An 18028-nucleotide genomic window follows, 5' to 3' on the forward strand; every position below is an offset into this window, starting at 1 on the left:
TTAAATCGTGCGCAGGAGAAGTTGACCGTGCGTTGACACACGTAGGCTGGCACCCGTGCCCAACGCTGCGTTCTTGGCTGATCTATCGGAACAATCCTTCGAGCGCCGTGACTACCTGCCCCACTCCGGCATCTCCGTCAAAATTCGCCGCCACCGCTCGGCACCGCTTCCCCAAGCCATTGTCATCGAGCAAGGCCTCCAGCCCCGCCACCAGCCGCCGCGTATTCAAGCGCGTCGCCGGCAGCGACAGGCCGACGCCCAGCGCCTCGACGCGCGCCCCATTGTCGAACTGGTCGTGCGCCAACGGCACCACCAGCTGCGGCGTGCCCGCATGCAAGGCCTCGGCCGTGGTGCCGATGCCGCCGTGGTGCACCAGCAGCGCCACTTGCGGCAGCAAGGCGCGCAGCGGGACGTAGTCCTGCCACAGCACGTGGTGCGGCAGCTCGGCGGGCAGCTGGTCGCGGTGCGGCGTGAGGAAGACCGCGCGTTCGCCCAGCAGGCGCGTGGCCTCGATCGCGTGGGCGAAATAGGCGCGCGCCTGGCGATTGCCGGTGCCGGGCGTGAAGACGAGCGGACGTCCGCCCTGCACGAGGAAATGGCGCAAGGCATCCGACAGGACGGCGTCCGGCTGCGGGTCGAACAGCGGGAAACCGCTGCGTACGAGTGGGCGCGGCCAGTCCGGCTGGGTCGGCGCGAACCAGTCGGGAAAGAGCGCGATCGACAGGTCGGCGATACCCACGATATCGTCGACCAGCGTGCGCATCGGCGCCAGCCCGGCGGCGGAGCGCGCCGCGTTCACGTCGGGCAGCGCGACCGGATCGATGAAGCGCTTGCCCGCCGTGCGCCACAGGCGCCGGCGCACGCCCATCGGCACCCAGCGCGGCACGCGCCAGGGGCCCAGCATCAGCGGATCGTGGACGGTCGGCAGATTCGAGGGCGCAAGAAAGACGGCGGCGATGCGCAGGCCGGGACGCGCGGCGCGGCACAGGTCCGCTTCCGGCAAGGCCAGCGGATGCACCAGCATGGTGCAATTTTCGTCGGGCGGCAGCGCGGCCATGAAGGCCGGCACGGCGGCCATTGCCGGACGGGTCGCTTCCCAGACGACGCCGAAGCCGCGCGTCGGGTGCCACAGGTCGGGATGGTCGAGCACGGCCGGGTCGGCCGGCAAGCCGTGAAAGGGCAAGCCGGCCTCGCGCACGAAGGGTTCGTGCTGGACCGGGCCGAGAAAGCTGACCTGGTGCCCGCCCGCGCGCAGCGCCAGCGCGATGCGCAGGAAGGGAAACAGGTCGCCGGCCGAGCCGATCGTGACCAGCACCACGTGCAAGGGCTTGGCCTTGGCTTCCATGCCGGTCACCGGAATCGGCTAGGGAATCAGGCGCTCGGCACGCAGCCGTTCGAACAGGTCGAAGAACGAAGCGTCGGTCGCCTGGTAGCTCGTAAAGCCCAGGCGGCGGCTGTTGGCCATATCGGTCATGACTTCCAGCGGACGGCCGAGATCGAGGTCGGTGTGCCAGGCCGATGCCAGGCGATCCAGGTCGGGCTCGGCCAGGCCGTGGCGGGTCGCGATCTCGCGCCACAGCGCCGCATCCTGGGCCATTGCGGCTTCCAGGGGCTGGATCTGGCCGCTGTAGCCGGCCGCTTCGACGCCGAACCAGCTGGCCAGCTTCGGCCACAGCCAGCTCCAGCGGAACACGTCGCCGTTGACGATATTAAAAGCTTCGTTCTTGGCCGCGTCGGTGTCGGCGGCCCAGACCAGCTGCCTGGCCAGCATGCGCGCGTCGGTCACGTCGGACAGGCCTTTCCACTGCGCCTCGGAACCAGGGAACTGGAAGGGACGCCCGGTCTCCTTGCAGATGGTGGCATACACGGCCAGCGTGGTGCCCAGGTTCATCGCATTGCCGACCGCCAGGCCGATGATGGTGTGCGGACGGTGCACGCTCCAGGTGAAGCGGTCGCGCGCGGCGGCGGCATAGACCTCGTCTTCCTGGGCATAGTAAAAATTATCCAGCGGCAGGCGCGGCTGGCTTTCGCGCAGCGGCGTGTCGGGCAGCGTGCCCGAGCTGGCATAGGCCTCGAAGGGGCCGAGATAATGCTTCAGGCCGGTAACCAGCGCCACGTGGCGCACGCTCTTCTGCGGCGACAGCGCGTCGAGCAGGTTGCGCACCAGCGCGGCATTCACGCGGATGTTTTCCTGCTCGGTGTCCTGGCGCATCCAGGTGGTGATGAAGACGTGGGTCGGCGCGATTCCTTCCAGCGCGCTCTTCAATCCGCCAGCGTCCAGCAGGTCGGCGGCGACGTGGCGTACGCCCGGCAAGTCCCGCGGCGCGCGGCGCGACAAACCGACGACGTCCCATCCATTGGCCAGCAATTCGCGTGCGACGTGATTGCCGCCGATGCCGGTGATGCCGACTACCAAAGCCCTTCGTTGCATGTGTTTCTCCTGCGTGTTCAGTGAAACCCATTCTAAGGGCAGGCCGGAAATGGCGTGCGCGGCAATGAAAAACCGCGGCGTGCAGCTTCATCCGGGGCGACGCGCATAGCTCCTGGTGAGGATCTCCCAGCGGTGATTGTCCGGCTCGTCCCAGTAGATGTTGCGGCCGCCATGGGCGGTGCCGACCTTGCCGTCGTTGCGCCCGCGCACGTCGCCGCGCCAGCCGATGCCGGCCGCCTCCAGGCGGTCGAGGATCGCGTCGAACTCGGCATCGCTGACGCGAAAACAGAAGTGCTCGACCGGAAAGGCTTCGTCGGTCGTGATGAAGTCGAGCGTCAGCCCGGGATTGACATAGACGGCGGAGAAAATGCCGAGCGCCGTCTCGTCCCAGGGCACGTCGAACAGCGAGGCCAGCAGCCGGGCCGAGGCCACCCGGTCGCGTGCGGACACGATTACATGGTCGAGCTCGATCATTCCTTCCCTCCTCGACATGCGCAGCCTTATGGCGTCAGGGTCCCCTCGATCGAGTCGTCGAGCGTCTTACCGATCGCCGCGCCGACCAGCATCTTGGCGCCGGCGACCGCCTGCCCGTGCTTGTTGTCCCAGTAGTAGCCGTTTTTCGGCACGAACTCGATGACGCTGATGCGTGGATCATCCTCGCCTTCGGTGAACCAGGTCTTCAGCGTAAAGTCCCACAGCTCCTTGATCTTGGCGCGGTCCTGCGACACGGTCGCGATGCCGTCGAGTTCCATGAAACCGGCGTGGGTGCTGCGCTGGAAAAACAGTTTGACCTGCGGGTTGGTGACGAGCTCGGCATCCTTGTGGCTGTCGATGGCGCTCAGGAACCACAGGTGGCCGGCCTCGTCGGCTTGCAGCACGCTCATCGGGCGCACGCCGCCGTCGGCGCCGCTGCCGTTGGCGGTCACGAAGAAACAGGTCTTGGCCTCCTTGGCCGTTTCGCGGATGCGCTTGCGCGCCTCATCGCCGCTCAGGTCGCGGCGGTTGACTTCGGGCTGGTTACGGTTGATCGAATCCATGTCGGCTTCCTCGGTGGTTGGCAATGGAACGACATTACGGGTGTGCGGGCTGCCCGTCTGTGAACGGCTTCACGCTGGCCGGCCCAGGAGCGGACAAAACGCGGGACAAAACGAGTTCATCCGGCGCCTTCCGAGCGGGTGCGCGGATAGGCCGGCAAGCCGTCCGCCATGCGCATCCAGCTCAACTGCTCGCCGGCGAAGGTGTGGTCTTGCGGGGGCGCCGCTTCGGGATCGTCGAGGCTGGCCGTGGCGATGTCGATCTCGTCGGGCTGGCGGTCGTCCTGGTAGGTGAGCGTGGTGCCGCAGGTGGCGCAAAAACCGCGCAGCACGTGTTCGCTGGAGCGGAAGGTGGCGGGATTGCCCTTGGTAAAACGCAGGGCATGCATGCGCGCGCTGAACCAGGCCACGGCCGGCGCGCCGGCGATGCGCCGGCAATCGCTGCAGTGGCAGAGCGTGTTGTGAAAGGTGTCGCCTTCGACGACGTAGCGTACCGCTCCGCAATAACAGCCACCCAGCAGCATATCGGCCTCCGGTGATGTTGGATTGGGATCAGCATAGAGTAGCCGGCGCCGCGCTTCAAGCGCAGCACGAATTAGGAATCGTCCGGTTCGCTCGAGACGAGCGTCGAATGGTCGAGCCAGAGCGCGACGGTCCGCAGTTTCTCTTGGAGGTGGTACTTGAGGTGAGGGGTACGTAGGGTGGACTCCCGCGTCCACGCGTTTACGCAGCTTATTCGGTCGAAAAGCGGAATCGAACCGCAGAGGTAGTACCGCGTGGGCAAAAGTGCCCACCCTACGATGTTTAGACGTAAGTGGTGTGAGCCACGTTTCGGGTTCTTCAGCGCTGTAACGCGTGGACTCGGGAGTCCACCCTACGTTCACGGCCACGCCGACAGACGTGGAAAGCGCAGACCTCTTACAGGAACCGGTCGAGAATCTTCCTGCTGTGCTTATCGATCCTGAACATGTCCCGCACCAGGAAGTTGATGCCGTGGTTGTCCGCGATCAGCAGCGAGGCCTCGCCCACGCGGCGGATGTCTTCGTCGACCTTCAGCACGAACTGGGTCTCGCCGCGGTCGGTCTTGACGAACCAGGTGCAGGGCGTGGCGAAGCTGGAGACGTCGGTGATGTGCAGGATCTCGGGAATGAATTCGCGCCCCTCGAGTTCTTCGGTGACCAGCGAACGCACCTGCTCCGAGGCGGTGGCGAGGTCGTCGATCCAGGCCACTTCCTTGCCGCCGTCGCGCACCAGCGAGATGCCGCGCGTGGGCGCCTGGATCGGGAAGGCGCGTACGGGAATCACACCGACCACGTCGACGCCGTCGTCTCCCGTAAACACGAGTTTGCCGAACGCATCGCGGCGCAGTTGAATGGTATTGCTCATATCAATCGTCCTTGTCCGCGTCGTCCATGTCCTGGTCCACGTTGCGCGCCTGCGCTTCGTAGAGGCGGTGGTAGGCGCCCTCGCGCGCCATCAGTTCGTCGTGGCTGCCCTCTTCCACCACCACGCCGCGGTCCAGCACCACCAGGCGGTCGGCCCGGTGCAGCGTGGAGAGCCTGTGCGCGATGGCGATCGTGGTGCGGCCCTGCACCAGGTTGTCGAGCGCCTTCTGGATTTCCTTTTCGGTCTCCGAGTCCACCGAGGACGTCGCTTCGTCCATGATCAGGATCGGCGGGTCGATCAGCAGCGCGCGCGCGATCGAGATACGCTGGCGCTCGCCGCCCGACAGGCCCTGGCCGCGTTCGCCGACCATCGAATCGTAGCCCTGCGGCAGGCGCAGGATGAATTCGTGGGCGTGGGCGGCGCGGGCGGCGGCGATGATGTCTTCGCGCGTCGCGTCCGGCTTGCCGTAGGCGATGTTCTCGGCGATCGTGCCGAAGAACAGGAAGGGTTCCTGCAGCACCAGGCCGATGTTACGGCGGTAGTCGGCCACGGCAAACGAACGGATGTCGACGCCGTCCAGCAAAATCGCGCCTTCGGCCACGTCGTAGAAGCGGCAGATCAGGTTGACCAGGGTCGACTTGCCCGAGCCGCTGTGGCCCACCAGGCCGACCATCTCGCCGGCCTTGATGTTGAGCGAAATGCCGCGGTTCACGGCGCGGTTACCGTAGCGGAAACCGACTTCGCGCAGTTCGATATTGCCCTCGACCTTCTGCACCTTCACCGGGTTGACCGGGTCCGGCACGCTCGAGACGTGGTCGAGGATGTCGAAGATGCGCTTGGCCGCCGAGGCCGATTTTTGCGTGACCGAGACGATGCGGCTCATGGAATCGAGCTTCACGTAGAAGCGGCCGCTGTAGGCGATGAAGGCGGTCAGCGTGCCGACCGTGATGTCGCCCTGCGATACTTGCCAGATGCCGAAGATCCAGATCACCAGCAGGCCCAGTTCGGTCAGCAGCGACACGGTCGGCGAGAACAGCGACCAGACCCGGTTCAGCTTGTCGTTGACCGCCAGGTTGTGCTTGTTGGCCTCGCGAAAACGCAGCGCCTCGCGCTTTTCCTGGGCGAAGGCCTTCACCACGCGGATGCCGGGAATGGTATCGGCCAGCACGTTGGTGACCTCGCCCCAGACCCGGTCGATCTTCTCGAAGCCGGTGCGCAGCCTGTCGCGCACGACGTGGATCATCCACGCGATGAAAGGCAGCGGCACCAGGGTCACCAGCGCCAGCCACGGGTTCATGCTGAACAGGATCACGCCGGTCATGATGATCAACAATACGTCCGACAGGAAGTCGAGCAGGTGCAGCGACAGGAAAACGCTGATCCGGTCCGAGCCGCTGCCGATGCGGCTCATCAGGTCGCCAGTGCGCTTGCCGCCGAAATATTCCAGCGACAGGCGCAGCAGGTGTTCATAGGTAGTCGAGCGCAGGTCGGCGCTGATGCGCTCGGAGGCGAGCGCCAGCACATAGGTCTTGCCCCAGCCCAGCGCCCAGGCCAGCATCGATGCGCCGAACAGGCCGCCCATGTACAGGTAAATCAGCGACGTGTCGATGGTCTGGCCATTCTGATAAGGAATCAGCACGTTGTCCATCAGCGGTTTAGTGAGGTAAGGCGGAATCATGTGCGCCGCCGTCGACCCCAGCATCAGCAGGAAACCCATCAGCAGCTGCATCTTGTATGGCCGGGCGAAACGCCACAGGCGGAACAGGGTCCAGGTCGACGGCGGCGTGTGCACGACCTTGGCGCAGATCGGGCACTCTTCCTGGTTCGGCTCGAGCTGCGCCTTGCAACTCGGGCAGGTGTGCTGTTCCGGCGGGATGACGGGCAGGCCCGTTTCCACGCTCTTGACCTGGTCGGCGAAGGCGTCGGCGACGCGGATCGCGTGCAGGTTCTGGCCCAGGGTGAAGCGCCAGGAAGCCAACAAACCCTGCGCATCGACCAGTTCCAGGTGGCCGACGCCGGCGTGATCGTGGTGGCGCAGGGCCAGGCCGGGGCGGAATCCCCAGTCGCGCCAGGCCGTCTCCCCCGGCGCGCGCGACAGCAGGCGCCGGTCCGTCACCACCAGAATGCCCTTGGTGAAACGTAATTTCGAATCGAGGTCAACCTCCACGCCGGTTAGAACGTTTTCCCCTGGTGCAAGCTGTTTCCGGACGTCACTGTCCCAACCGTCAGGCAGGAAGCCGGCGGCGACCGCCAGTGATGTCGGAGTAGCAAGTTGTTGAGTTGTCATTAAGTTGCCGCCTTGTGTAAGGCATGTTCTGAATAGAGGGGTAACGCGGTGGCCGGCTCAGCGGTTTACATGGATCAGAGGAAAAAGTCCCCTGCGGTCCGAGCGCTCCGGTGCCAGCCAGTATGCCATTTGGCATAAATTGGGTCGGCACTGTAAGCTTCGGGCCGGCAAAAGTATACAACATGTGCGCTGCATTCTTTCTTTTGGGTGCGCTGGCGCACAGGCAGGCAAACATAGGCAACGCCATCATGGTGCACGAGCGGACCTTGGCGGCAAGACATCATTACATGACAAAGAAGAAAGATATCAAGTTTCTCCGTGTGGCTCACCTGCGCGGCCCGAACATCTGGACCTACCGTCCGGTGATCGAGGTCTGGCTGGACATCGGTGAGTTGGAAGACTTCCCTTCGAACAAACTGCCCGGTTTCAATGAACGCCTGACCGCCTGGCTGCCCGGCCTGATCGAGCACCGCTGCGGCGTCGGCGAGCGCGGTGGCTTCCTCGAGCGCCTGGACAGCGGCACCTGGGCCGGCCACATCCTCGAACACGTCGTGCTCGAGCTGCAGAACCTGGCCGGCATGAAGACCGGCTTCGGCAAGACCCGCTCGACCGGCGACCACGCCATCTACAAGATGGCCTTCCGCACCCGCGACGCCGTCGTCGGCCGCGCCGCCCTGGAAGCCGGCCACCGCCTGCTGATGGCCGCGGTCAACGACGAAGCCTTCGACATGGCCGGCACCGTCGCATCGCTGACCGACCTGGTCGACCGCTACTGCCTGGGCCCGTCGACCGCGAACATCGTCGATGCCGCCACCGACCGCCGCATCCCCTCGATCCGCCTGACCGAAGGCAACCTGGTGCAGCTCGGCCACGGCGCCGCCCAGCGCCGCATCTGGACGGCCGAAACCGACCGTACCAGCGCCATCGGCGAATCGATCGCCAGCGACAAGGATCTCACCAAGACCCTGCTCGCCTCGTGCGGCGTGCCGGTGCCGGAAGGCGCCCTTGTACGCAGCGCCGACGCAGCCTGGGAAGAAGCGCAGGACATCGGCCTGCCGGTGGTCGTGAAACCCGTCGACGGCAACCATGGCCGCGGCGTGACCCTGAACCTGATGACCGAATCCGACGTGCGCGCCGCCTATGCCATCGCTTCCGATGCCGGCGACAGCACGGCCGTGCTGGTCGAGCGCTTCATTCCCGGCAACGAGCACCGCCTGCTGGTGGTCGGCCGCCAGGTCGTGGCCGCCGCGCGCGGCGAAGCGCTGTGGGTGACGGGCGACGGCGCCTCAAACGTCATTCAACTCTGCGACACCCAGATCAATACCGATCCGCGCCGCGGCGAGAGCGAAGAACACCCGCTGGGCCGCGTCAACCCGCACGACGACGAAATCCTGCTCGACCTGAAGCGCCAGGGCCTGGCGCCCGACTCGGTTCCGCAGGCCGGCCAAAAAGTGCTGATCCAGCCGAACGGCAACGTCGCCGACGACGTCACGAACCTGATGCATCCGGAAGTGGCGCACATGGCGGCGCTGGCCGCGCGCATCGTCGGCCTGGACATCGCCGGCATCGACCTCGTGTGCGAAGACATCTCGCGTCCGCTGCACGAGCAACGCGGCGCCATCATCGAAGTCAATTCCAGCCCGGGCCTGCTGGCCCACATCAAGCCGGCGTCGGGCGAGCCGCGTAACGTCGGCAAGGCCATCGTGGATCACTTGTTTGGTGAAGGCGAAAACGGCCGCATCCCGCTGGTCGGCGTCACCGGCACGCTGGGCACCAGCCTGATCACGCGCCTGCTGGGCTGCCTGCTGCACGCGGCCGGCAAGCATGCGGGCGTGGCCAACGGCGAAGGCCTGTACCTCGACGGTCGCCAGGTCCAGAAAGGCGACTGCACCGGCTTCGCCTTTGGTGAGCGCCTGCTCATCAACCGGAATGTCGAGGCAGCCGTGTTCGAATCGAACGCGCGCAGCATCCTGGCCGAGGGCCTGCCCTACGACCGCTGCACGGTGGGCGTCGTCACCGACATGGGCAAACTCGCCGATGTGGACGAATTCCACATCCGCGACGAGGAAGCGCTGGCCAACGTGGTGCGCAGCCAGGTCGACGTGATCCTGTCCGAAGGCGCGGCGGTGCTGAACGCCGCCGATCCGGAAGTGGTGAAGCTGGCCGAACTGTCGGACGGCCGCGTGATCTTCTATGCGATGGACGAGTCCAATCCCGTGATGACCCAGCACCGCGCGAGCGGCGAGCGCGTCGTCTTCGCGCGCGACAACGCCATCATGCTGGCCGAGGGCGAGCTTGAGACCCGCCTGCTCGACCTCGGCAGGATCCAGCCGGCCACGGTCAAGCATCCCGCCAGCGTACTGGCCGCAGTGGCCGCCGCCTGGGCGCTGGGCCTGCCGCACGACCTGATCTGCGGCGGCTTGCGCGCTTTCGATGCCACCAAAAAGACGACTTATTGAACAGCAGTACCCGGTTCGCCGGAGTCCAAGGGAGCCCGCCGCCAAGCATGGCGGGCCGATCCCAACATAAAGGAATGAAGGTTTATGGAAGTATCTCGCGTACGGGCCTTGCGCGGCCCTAACCTCTGGAGCCACCACACCTCGGTCGAGGCGATCGTCGCCTGCACTCCGGAGGAAGAATCGATCGCCGCCCTGCCCGGCTTCGAAACGCGCCTGCGTTCGCGCTTTCCCCAGCTCGGCCAGCTGCAGCCTTTCGGCCACGAAGAAGACGTGACGGACCCGGTGCCGATGGCCGAAGTGCTGGAAATCGTCGCCCTCGCCCTGCAGGCCGAAGCCGGCTGCCCGGTCACCTTCAGCCGCACCACCGCCACCGTCGAAACCGGCATCTACCAGGTCGTAGTCGAGTATTCGGAAGAAGACGTCGGCCGCCTGGCCCTCGACCTCGCCCAGCAGCTGATCGAAGCGGCGCGCAATGACGCGCCCTTCGACCTGCAGGCAGCGCTCACCCAGCTGCGCGACCTCGACGAAGACGTGCGCCTCGGCCCCTCGACTGGTTCGATCGTGCAGGCCGCCGTCGAGCGCAACATCCCCTTCCGCCGCCTGACCGAAGGCAGCCTCGTGATGTTCGGCTGGGGCAGCAAGCAGCGCCGCATCCAGGCCGCCGAGATCGACGCCACCGGCGCCATCGCCGAGACCATCGCCCAGGACAAGGAACTGACCAAGAAGCTGCTCGATGCCGCCGGCGTGCCGGTGCCGCTGGGCCGCACCGTGCTTGATCCGGAAGACGCCTGGGCTGCGGCCCAGGAGATCGGCCTGCCGGTCGTGATCAAGCCGAAGGACGGCAACCAGGGCAAGGGCGTGACGGTCAACATCACGACCAGGGAACAGATCGTCGCCGGCTTCCATTCGGCCTCCGAATTCCGCGACGACATCCTGGTCGAGCGCTACCTGCCGGGGCACGACTATCGCCTGCTGGTCATCGGCGACAAACTGGTCGCCGCCGCGCGCCGCGAGCCGCCGATCGTCGTCGGCGATGGCGTGCACACGGTGCGCCAGCTGGTCGACCAGGTGAACCTCGACCCGCGCCGCGGCAACGGCCACTCGACCTCGCTGACCAAGATCCGCTTCGACGACATCGCCCTCGGCAGCCTGGCCAAGCAAGGCATGAACGCCGACTCCGTGCCGACCAAGGGCCAGCGCGTCGTCCTGCGCAATAACGCCAATCTCTCGACCGGCGGCACCGCCACCGACGTCACCGACGACGTCCATCCGGAAGTGGCGGCGCGCGCCATCGCGGCGGCGCACATGGTGGGCCTCGACATCTGCGGCGTCGACCTGGTCTGCGACTCGGTCCTCAAGCCGATCGAAGAGCAGCACGGCGGCATCGTCGAAGTCAATGCCGCGCCGGGCCTGCGCATGCACCTGTCGCCGTCCTTCGGCAAGGGCCGCGACGTCGGCGAAGCCATCATCGATACACTGTTCGAGGAAGGCGACGACGGCCGCATCCCGGTCATCGCCGTCACCGGCACCAACGGCAAGACCACCACCGTGCGCCTGATCGCGCACCTGATGACGGCGTCCGGCCTGCGCACCGGCATGACCAATACCGACGGCGTCTACATCGAAGGCCGCCGCATCGACAGCGGCGACTGCAGCGGCCCGCGCAGCGCGCGCAACGTGCTGCTCCATCCGGACGTCGACGCGGCCGTGTTCGAGACCGCGCGCGGCGGCCTGCTGCGCGAAGGCCTGGCATTCGACCGCTGCGAAGTGGCGGTCGTGACCAACATCGGCGCCGGCGACCACCTCGGCCTCAACTACATCACGACGCTGGAAGACCTCGCGGTCCTGAAGCGCGTGATCGTCCAGAACGTCAGGGACGGCGGCATGGCCGTGCTGAACGCGGCCGATCCGGTGGTGGCCGAGATGGCCGAGCACACGAAAGGCGACGTCACCTTCTTCGCCCAGGACGGCGGCCATCCGCTGATCGCCATGCACCGCGCCCAGGGCCGCCGCGTCGTCTTCGTGGAGAACGGCTTCCTGGTCTGCGCCCAGGGCAGGAACGAAACGCGCATCGATCTCGCCGAGGTGCCGATCACCCGCGGCGGCGTCATCGGCTTCCAGGTCGAGAACGTGATGGCCTCCGTGGCCGCGGCCTGGGCCGTGAACCTCGACTGGGACAAGATCCGCCTCGGCCTCAAAACCTTCGTCGGCGAAAGCGACAACGCGCCGGGCCGCTTCAACGTCTTCGACTACAAAGGCGCGACCCTGATCGCCGACTACGGCCACAACCCGGACGCGATCGCGGCCCTGGTGTCGGCGGTCGAGAACATGCCGGCCAAGCGCCGCCACGTCGTGATCAGCGGCGCGGGAGATCGCCGCGACCAGGACATCACGCAGCAGACGCAAATCCTGGGCAAGGCCTTCGATGAGGTGCTGCTGTACCAGGACCAGTGCCAGCGCGGCCGCGCCGACGGCGAAGTCGTGCGCCTGCTGCGCGAGGGCCTGAACGGCGCCACGCGCACGGGTCACATCGAAGAGATCAACGGCGAGTTCGTCGCCATCGACCGTGCTTTGGAACGCGTGGCCGAGGGCGATTTGTGCCTGATCCTGATCGACCAGGTGGAGGCGGCGCTGGCGCATATTGCGAAACGCGTCGCAGAATCAAAATAATCGTTCAGGCTCTCGTAGGGACGTAAGGTGGGCGGCTTTGCCGCCCACGCGGTGATAGTTAGCGGCTTCGATATCGTGCCGGATGATCTTGCGGTCAACTATCACCGCGTGGGCGGGGAACCCGCCCACCCTACGTCCCTTCGTTTTACGAACATATAATCCAAGAGACCATGCTCGCACCCGAACAATTCCTCGGCTTCCTGCTCGCCGCCATCCTGCTGACCGCCTCCCCCGGCCCCGACAACCTGATGGTCCTCGGCCTTGGCATGTCCAAGGGCCGAAAGCAAGGCATGGTCTTCGGCCTGGGCTGCGCGCTCGGCTGCCTGAGCCACACCTTCCTGGCCGTGATCGGCGTCAGCGCCATCATCGCCGCTTCGCCGACCGCCTTCACGGCGCTGCGCATCGGCGGCGGCCTGTACCTGGTGTGGCTGGGAATCGGGGCGCTGCGCAGCACCGGCGGGCAGGCGGCGCGCAAGGACGCTGCGCCGCAGTCGCTGCGCAGCCTGTTCATGAAGGGTTTATTGGCGAACGCCATCAACCCGAAAGTGGTGCTGTTCTTCCTGTCGCTGCTGCCGCAGTTCGTGATCGCGGTCAACGGCAACGTGCCGGGCCAGATGCTGGCGCTCGGCGTGACCTTCACGCTGCAGGCGGCGGTCCTGTTCGGTTTGCTGGGTTATTTTGCCGGCGCCATCGGCGCCTGGCTGGAACGCAAACCCGGCGCCGGCAAATGGCTCGACCGCCTGGCCGGCACCGTCTTCATCGCGCTGGGCGCGAAGCTGATTATTTCGCGCTGAGTGCCTCGCGCTGATCAGCCGCGGCGGCGCCGTGCCGCGCCCATCCCCGCCAGGCCCAGGCCCAGCATCGCCAGCGTGGCCGGTTCCGGCACCGGCGCCGGCTCGAAATCGATGTCGAGCGATGCCGAGTAGAACTCGAGCGGATCGCCTGGAATAAAGTCCTGCAGGTACAGGGTCCAGCGGCCATACAGGTTCATGCCATCGAAGAGGGACAGCATCTCGGCCGGACGGAACAGGCCCAACTCGATGTTCGGCCCGGCCGCGCGCGCCGCCTCGTCGTCGAACACCACGAACTCGCGCCCCGGGCCCACGCGCCCGACCGAGTAGGTCTCGAACGGTGCGACCAGGGTTACCTCCCGTCCGTCCGGTGCGATCAGCACGATCGTGAATTCGTCGTTGAAGGGTGTGCCGGCGCCGCGGCAGGCCACGCCATTCGGCCCGATCGGCGGGTCGTCGCACTTCGAGAATTCGACGGAAATGTTGACGTCGCGGATGGTGCCGCGCTCGGTGACGTTCAGGCTGCGCGTCACTTCCCTGCCGTCGACCACGGAATAATCATTGTTGGTGGCGACGACCGTGGCCGATGCGCTGGCGCAGGTGACGATGGCGAACATGAAGGCGGCAAACTGACGGGCGTGGCGCATGGGTTCTCCTTATGGTTGGTGTGTACATAAAAGCAAGTTTTACGCCACCCAGAGAAACCGTAGCCTTATCAGGCGCTTAGCGCCACGCCTGCGTCCGCACGCTCCGCAATTGTAAGATTCGCCGACATGCAGTTGACATAATTGCTTCAGGAAGCGTCCGGCGCCCGGCGCGGCAGCAGCTCGTGCACGATCGCGTTCAGGCGGTCGAAGGAGACGGGCTTGCCGAGGTGGGCCGAGAAGCCCGCGGCACGCGCCTTGGCAACGTCGTTATCGCGCCGCATGCCGCTGATCGCAATCGCCGGCAGCGCGGCCAGCTTCGGACTGGCGCGGATGTGCGCCAGGAACGCGTAGCCATCCATCTCCGGCATCGAGATGTCCGAAATGAGCAGGTCGATCTCCTCGCGTTCGAGGATCGCGAGCCCGGCACGCGCGCTGGTGGCCTCGAACACGGTCGCCCCGCTCACTTCGAGCAGCGACTTGAAGCCCATCAGCATCTCTTCCATGTCGTCGACCACCAGGATGCGCAGGCCGGCCAGCGAGCCGTCGCCCTCGCTTTCGCCGCCGGGAACAGGCGCGCCATGGCGGTCGAGCAGCGGCAGCCAGAAGCTGAAGCGCGCGCCCTTGCCGACGCCTTCCGAGAAAGCCTCGATGCGCCCGCCATGCAGCGCAACGATCTCGCGCACCAGCGCCAGCCCGATGCCCAGGCCCCCTTTCGAACGCGTCGTCACCGAGACGCTCTGGCCGTACATGTCGAACACGTGCGGCAGGAAGTCCGGCGCGATGCCCTGGCCATTGTCGACGACATCGACCCGTACCTCGCGCGCCTCGCGGACCACGCGCACCTCGATGCGCCCACCTGCGGGGGTGAACTTGACGGCGTTGCTCAGCAGGTTCATCACGACCTGCTCGATGCGCACCAGGTCGGCCAGTACGTACACGCCCTCGGCTTCGTCGACGACGTCGATCCCGATGCCGCCCATGGCCGGATCGGCGCGCTGGACGTCGGCGATGTTCTTCAACACGACGCCCAGCGCCACCGGCGCCATCGCCAGCGACAGTTTGCCGGTGCGCACGCGCGACATGTCCATCAGGTCGTCGATGATCTTCGCCTGGCTCAGCACGGCATTGCGGATGCCGGCTGCCGCGCGCATGAATGGCGCCGACTTGCGGATCTCGGGCATGCGCGCGAGCAGCTCGACGTTAATGTTGATCATGTTCAGCGGATGGCGCAGCTCGTGCGACATCACCGACAGGAACTCGTCCTTCAGCGCCATCGTGTTCGCCGCCTCGGTGCGCGCCACCGCCTCGCGCTCGCGCGCGGCCTGTTCGCGCTCCAGGCCCTGGCGCTCGCGCCGGGTGGCGTCGCGCGCGATCTTGGCGTAGCCGTGGAAGACGCCGTTGCGCAGCGGCGTGGTCACGCCGCTGCAGAAGAAGCGGCTGCCGTCCTTGCGCAGGTGCCAGCGCTCGTCCTCGGCACGGCCGTCGGTCCGCGCGCGGCGCAATTCTTCGGCCGGCACGCCGGCGGCCACGTCCTCCGGCACGAACACGCGCGCGATGTCCTGGCCCTGCATCTCCTCGGGGCCGAAGCCGAACAGGTGCTGCGCGCCCTTGTTCCAGCTGGTGACGCGTCCTTCCTCGTCGAGCGTGATGATGGCGTAGTCGTCGGCGCTCTCGGCCACCATGCGCATGCGTTCCTCGCTGGCGCGCACCTGGTCCTCGGCCTGGCGCCGCGCCGTGATGTCGAAGAAGGTCATCACCGCGCCCTCGATGCGGTCTTCGTTGGTGCGGTAAGGCAGCAGGCGCACGATGTAGCAGCGGCCGTCGTTGCTGCGCACCTCTCGCTCGACCAGGCGCAGGGTGTCGAAGGTGGCGTTGGCGTCTTCGGCCAACTGGTCGTAGTCGAGGCGGTGGGTCAGGTCGAGCAGCGAACGGCCGATGTCGGAGGCGATGATCGAGAACAGGTCGGCCGCGCGCGGCGTGAAGCGCTTGATGCGCAAGCCGCTGTCGACGAAGATCGTGGCGATGTCGGTCGAGGCGATCAGGTTGTTCAGGTCGTCGTTGGCCTTGCCGGTTTCCTCGACCTTCACCTTCAGCTCGTAGTTGACGGTGACGAGTTCCTCGTTCACCGACTGCAGCTCTTCCTTGCTGGTTTCGAGTTCTTCGGTGGCCGAGCGCAGCTCCTCGTTGATGGCCTGCAGTTCCTCGTTCGAGGCGCGCAGCTCCTCGGTCGAGATCTCGGCGCTCTCGATCGTCTCCTGCAGCTGCTCGCGCTTGCGCTGCAGCTCCGCTTCCAGCTGCGACAGCACCACGTCCTGGCTGCCGTTCGTCAGCAAGGGCGCCGCGCGGTCGGGCGCGTGCTCGGCGCGGTTGAACAGCACCAGCAGGAAGTCGCTCTCGGCGTCCTCGTCGCGGAAGGGGCTGACCGTCATCGCGATCGTGCCCAGTTCCTTGTTCTCGGCCAGCTGGATAGGTCGGCATTCGACCCGGGTCCCGTTCTGCGTCGCCTGGTACATCGCCGAGCGCAGTTCGAGCCGCAGTTCGGGCAGCACCAGGGTCAGCAGGCTGCGCGAAGGCTCGCCGCCCGCCATGCGCAGGAACACGCCGGCCTGTTCCGACATGTGCACGATATTGCCCTCGTGGTCGACCACGGCCGAGGGCGGCGCGAGCTGGGCCAGTGCGCGCTGGTGCAGCGCGGCGTACGAGTACTGGCGCTTGCCCGGCACCTTGACGCGCACCGCCTCCATCAGGCGCGGATTCGACGTCGCCGGATGCGCGGGCTGGTACTGCATGGTGCGGATGCCGCCGCGGGCGCGGTAGATACGGTTCTTCTTGTCGACCGGGATGAAGAATTCGGCCACCGATTCGGCCGATTCGGAACTGCCCAGGAACAGGAAGCCGCCGGGTTTCAGCGCGAAGTGGAAAGTCTGCAGCACGCGCACCTGCACGTCGCGGTTCAGGTAGATCAGCAGGTTGCGGCAGGAGATCAGGTCGAGCCGCGAGAACGGCGGATCGCGCAGCAGGTTGTGCGAGGCGAACAGGATATGGTCGCGCAGGGTCTTGCGGATCCGGTAGCGGCTGTCTTCCTTGCTGAAGTACTGGCGCAGGCGGGTCGGCGTCACATCGGTGATGATCGCGGCCGGAAAGCTGCCGCTGCGCGCGCTGCTGATCGCGCGCTCGTCGATGTCCGAGGCGAACACCTGGAAGCCCGGCGGGCGTTCCGACAGCGCGGCCTGGTCGGCCAGCAGCATCGCCATCGAATACGCCTCTTCCCCAGTGGCGCAGGCGGCCACCCAGGCCCGTACCTCGTCGGTCGGGCCCTTGTACTTGAACAGTTCGGGGATGATGTCGCGTTCGAGCGACTCGAAGGCTTCGCGGTCGCGGAAAAAGTTGGTCACGCCGATCAGCATGTCGCCCAGCAGCGCCTTGTGCTCGGCCGTGTCGTTCTCGAGCAGGGCGCGGTATTCGGGCAGCGTGCGCACGCCGCGCACCTGCAGGCGCCGTTCGATCCGGCGCAGCACGGTGGCGCGCTTGTAGTGGCGGAAGTCGTGGCCCGTATGGCTCAGCAGCAGGCCGATGATGCCCTGCAGTGCGCTCTCGGCATCGGCCGTATCGGCCGGCTCGGTGGTGTGCGCGACCGGCGCCTCGCCGTCGCCCGCCGGCGGCAGCTCGATGGCGCGCGCATTCTCCCACAGCTCGATCAGCTTTTGCGGCATGTCGACCACGGGCAGCACGAAATCGACCGCGCCGGTGAGGATGGCCGCCGCCGGCATGCCGTCGTGCTCGGCGTCCTCGGGCGACTGGACGATCGTCACGCCGCCCTGCTCTTTCACGCGCGCCAGGCCGACCGCGCCGTCGGCCCCGGTACCCGACAGCACGATCGCGACCGAACGCTCGCGGTGGGTCTCGGCCAGGGTGCGGAAGAACATGTCGATCGCGACATGGCGTCCGCGTGGACGGTCGAGTTCATCGACCAGCAGCAGGCCGTCCATCATCGACATCTGCTGGTTCGGGGCGATCACGTAGACGTGGCCGGGCTCGATCGTCACGCGCGAGCTGACCTGGACCACGGGCATGCGCGTGGCGCGCTGCAGGATCGCATCGGCCGAACTCGGATGCTTGGGCGAGAGGTGCAGGATGACCACGAAGGCCATGCCGTGCGAGGCCGGCATGTTTTCGAACAGGTGCAGCAGTGCAGGCAGGCCGCCGGCCGACGCGCCGATACCGACCACTGGGAAATCGAGGTTGCTGCGGACCGTGCCCTCGGACTTGGGCATGCTAGGTGCGTCGGCGGAATCGTACATGTTTTTAAAGCGAACAAAGGAA

At 66.4% G+C, this 18028-nt stretch carries 12 protein-coding genes; 3 read left to right on the top strand and 9 right to left on the bottom strand.

Annotated features, from left to right (window positions below; all coding sequences use genetic code 11):
• Window positions 1-82 precede the first annotated feature (82 nt).
• From ACFPQ5_RS15355 to ACFPQ5_RS15385, 7 genes are all read right to left on the bottom strand, one after another.
• Entirely contained in the window at window positions 83-1345 is a 1263-nt protein-coding gene (locus ACFPQ5_RS15355; protein ID WP_379757289.1) for a glycosyltransferase, read from the bottom strand.
• Window positions 1346-1363: 18 nt separating this feature from the next.
• The gene (locus ACFPQ5_RS15360; RefSeq protein WP_379757292.1) at window positions 1364-2431 is read right to left on the bottom strand and encodes an SDR family oxidoreductase; all 1068 of its coding nucleotides are present in this window, start codon (window positions 2429-2431) and stop codon (window positions 1364-1366) included.
• A gap of 87 nt (window positions 2432-2518) precedes the next feature.
• A complete protein-coding gene (locus tag ACFPQ5_RS15365) occupies window positions 2519-2923 on the bottom strand; it encodes a VOC family protein (protein ID WP_379757295.1) in 405 nt (134 codons plus the stop codon).
• Between the two features lie 8 nt (window positions 2924-2931).
• Window positions 2932-3468, bottom strand: coding sequence for a pyridoxamine 5'-phosphate oxidase family protein (locus tag ACFPQ5_RS15370; RefSeq protein ID WP_379757298.1), 537 nt, complete (start codon window positions 3466-3468; stop codon window positions 2932-2934).
• Window positions 3469-3584: 116 nt separating this feature from the next.
• Window positions 3585-3989, bottom strand: coding sequence for a GFA family protein (locus ACFPQ5_RS15375; RefSeq protein ID WP_379757301.1), 405 nt, complete (start codon window positions 3987-3989; stop codon window positions 3585-3587).
• A gap of 394 nt (window positions 3990-4383) precedes the next feature.
• Window positions 4384-4851, bottom strand: coding sequence for a cyanophycin metabolism-associated DUF1854 family protein (locus ACFPQ5_RS15380; protein ID WP_379757304.1), 468 nt, complete (start codon window positions 4849-4851; stop codon window positions 4384-4386).
• A 1-nt stretch (window position 4852) separates the two neighbouring features.
• Window positions 4853-7138 carry a cyanophycin metabolism-associated ABC transporter gene (locus tag ACFPQ5_RS15385; RefSeq protein WP_379757307.1) on the bottom strand — a complete coding sequence of 762 codons (2286 nt, stop codon included), beginning with the start codon at window positions 7136-7138 and terminating at the stop codon, window positions 4853-4855.
• 287 nt (window positions 7139-7425) lie between these two features.
• Between ACFPQ5_RS15385 and ACFPQ5_RS15390 the strand changes: the two genes are divergently transcribed.
• From ACFPQ5_RS15390 to ACFPQ5_RS15400, 3 genes are all read left to right on the top strand, one after another.
• Window positions 7426-9597, top strand: a complete 2172-nt coding sequence (locus ACFPQ5_RS15390) for a cyanophycin synthetase (RefSeq protein ID WP_379757310.1) — start codon at window positions 7426-7428, stop codon at window positions 9595-9597.
• A gap of 84 nt (window positions 9598-9681) precedes the next feature.
• On the top strand, window positions 9682-12267 hold the full coding sequence (gene cphA, locus ACFPQ5_RS15395) for a cyanophycin synthetase (RefSeq protein WP_379757313.1): 2586 nt from the start codon (window positions 9682-9684) through the stop codon (window positions 12265-12267).
• 170 nt (window positions 12268-12437) lie between these two features.
• The gene (locus tag ACFPQ5_RS15400) at window positions 12438-13061 is read left to right on the top strand and encodes a LysE family translocator (protein ID WP_379757316.1); all 624 of its coding nucleotides are present in this window, start codon (window positions 12438-12440) and stop codon (window positions 13059-13061) included.
• Window positions 13062-13075: 14 nt separating this feature from the next.
• Here ACFPQ5_RS15400 and ACFPQ5_RS15405 read toward each other — a convergent pair whose 3' ends face one another.
• Window positions 13076-13705 carry a PEP-CTERM sorting domain-containing protein gene (locus ACFPQ5_RS15405; protein WP_379757319.1) on the bottom strand — a complete coding sequence of 210 codons (630 nt, stop codon included), beginning with the start codon at window positions 13703-13705 and terminating at the stop codon, window positions 13076-13078.
• Window positions 13706-13851: 146 nt separating this feature from the next.
• Entirely contained in the window at window positions 13852-17979 is a 4128-nt protein-coding gene (locus ACFPQ5_RS15410) for a CheR family methyltransferase (protein ID WP_379757322.1), read from the bottom strand.
• Between the last annotated feature and the right edge of the window lie 49 nt (window positions 17980-18028).

Source organism: Massilia suwonensis, from assembly GCF_042655665.1.
GTDB lineage: Bacteria > Pseudomonadota > Gammaproteobacteria > Burkholderiales > Burkholderiaceae_D > Telluria > Telluria suwonensis.

Bases quoted from the DNA above. Each gene is read 5' to 3' on its own strand.
- ACFPQ5_RS15410 (WP_379757322.1), bottom strand. From the start codon at position 17,979: ATGCCCAAGTCCGAGGGCACGGTCCGCAGCAACCTCGATTTCCCAGTG.
- ACFPQ5_RS15385 (WP_379757307.1), bottom strand. From the start codon at position 7,138: ATGACAACTCAACAACTTGCTACTCCGACATCACTGGCGGTCGCCGCC.
- ACFPQ5_RS15400 (WP_379757316.1), top strand. From the start codon at position 12,438: ATGCTCGCACCCGAACAATTCCTCGGCTTCCTGCTCGCCGCCATCCTG.
- ACFPQ5_RS15365 (WP_379757295.1), bottom strand. From the start codon at position 2,923: ATGTCGAGGAGGGAAGGAATGATCGAGCTCGACCATGTAATCGTGTCC.
- ACFPQ5_RS15380 (WP_379757304.1), bottom strand. From the start codon at position 4,851: ATGAGCAATACCATTCAACTGCGCCGCGATGCGTTCGGCAAACTCGTG.
- ACFPQ5_RS15390 (WP_379757310.1), top strand. From the start codon at position 7,426: ATGACAAAGAAGAAAGATATCAAGTTTCTCCGTGTGGCTCACCTGCGC.
- ACFPQ5_RS15370 (WP_379757298.1), bottom strand. From the start codon at position 3,468: ATGGATTCGATCAACCGTAACCAGCCCGAAGTCAACCGCCGCGACCTG.
- ACFPQ5_RS15360 (WP_379757292.1), bottom strand. From the start codon at position 2,431: ATGCAACGAAGGGCTTTGGTAGTCGGCATCACCGGCATCGGCGGCAAT.
- ACFPQ5_RS15355 (WP_379757289.1), bottom strand. From the start codon at position 1,345: ATGGAAGCCAAGGCCAAGCCCTTGCACGTGGTGCTGGTCACGATCGGC.
- ACFPQ5_RS15375 (WP_379757301.1), bottom strand. From the start codon at position 3,989: ATGCTGCTGGGTGGCTGTTATTGCGGAGCGGTACGCTACGTCGTCGAA.
- ACFPQ5_RS15405 (WP_379757319.1), bottom strand. From the start codon at position 13,705: ATGCGCCACGCCCGTCAGTTTGCCGCCTTCATGTTCGCCATCGTCACC.
- cphA (WP_379757313.1), top strand. From the start codon at position 9,682: ATGGAAGTATCTCGCGTACGGGCCTTGCGCGGCCCTAACCTCTGGAGC.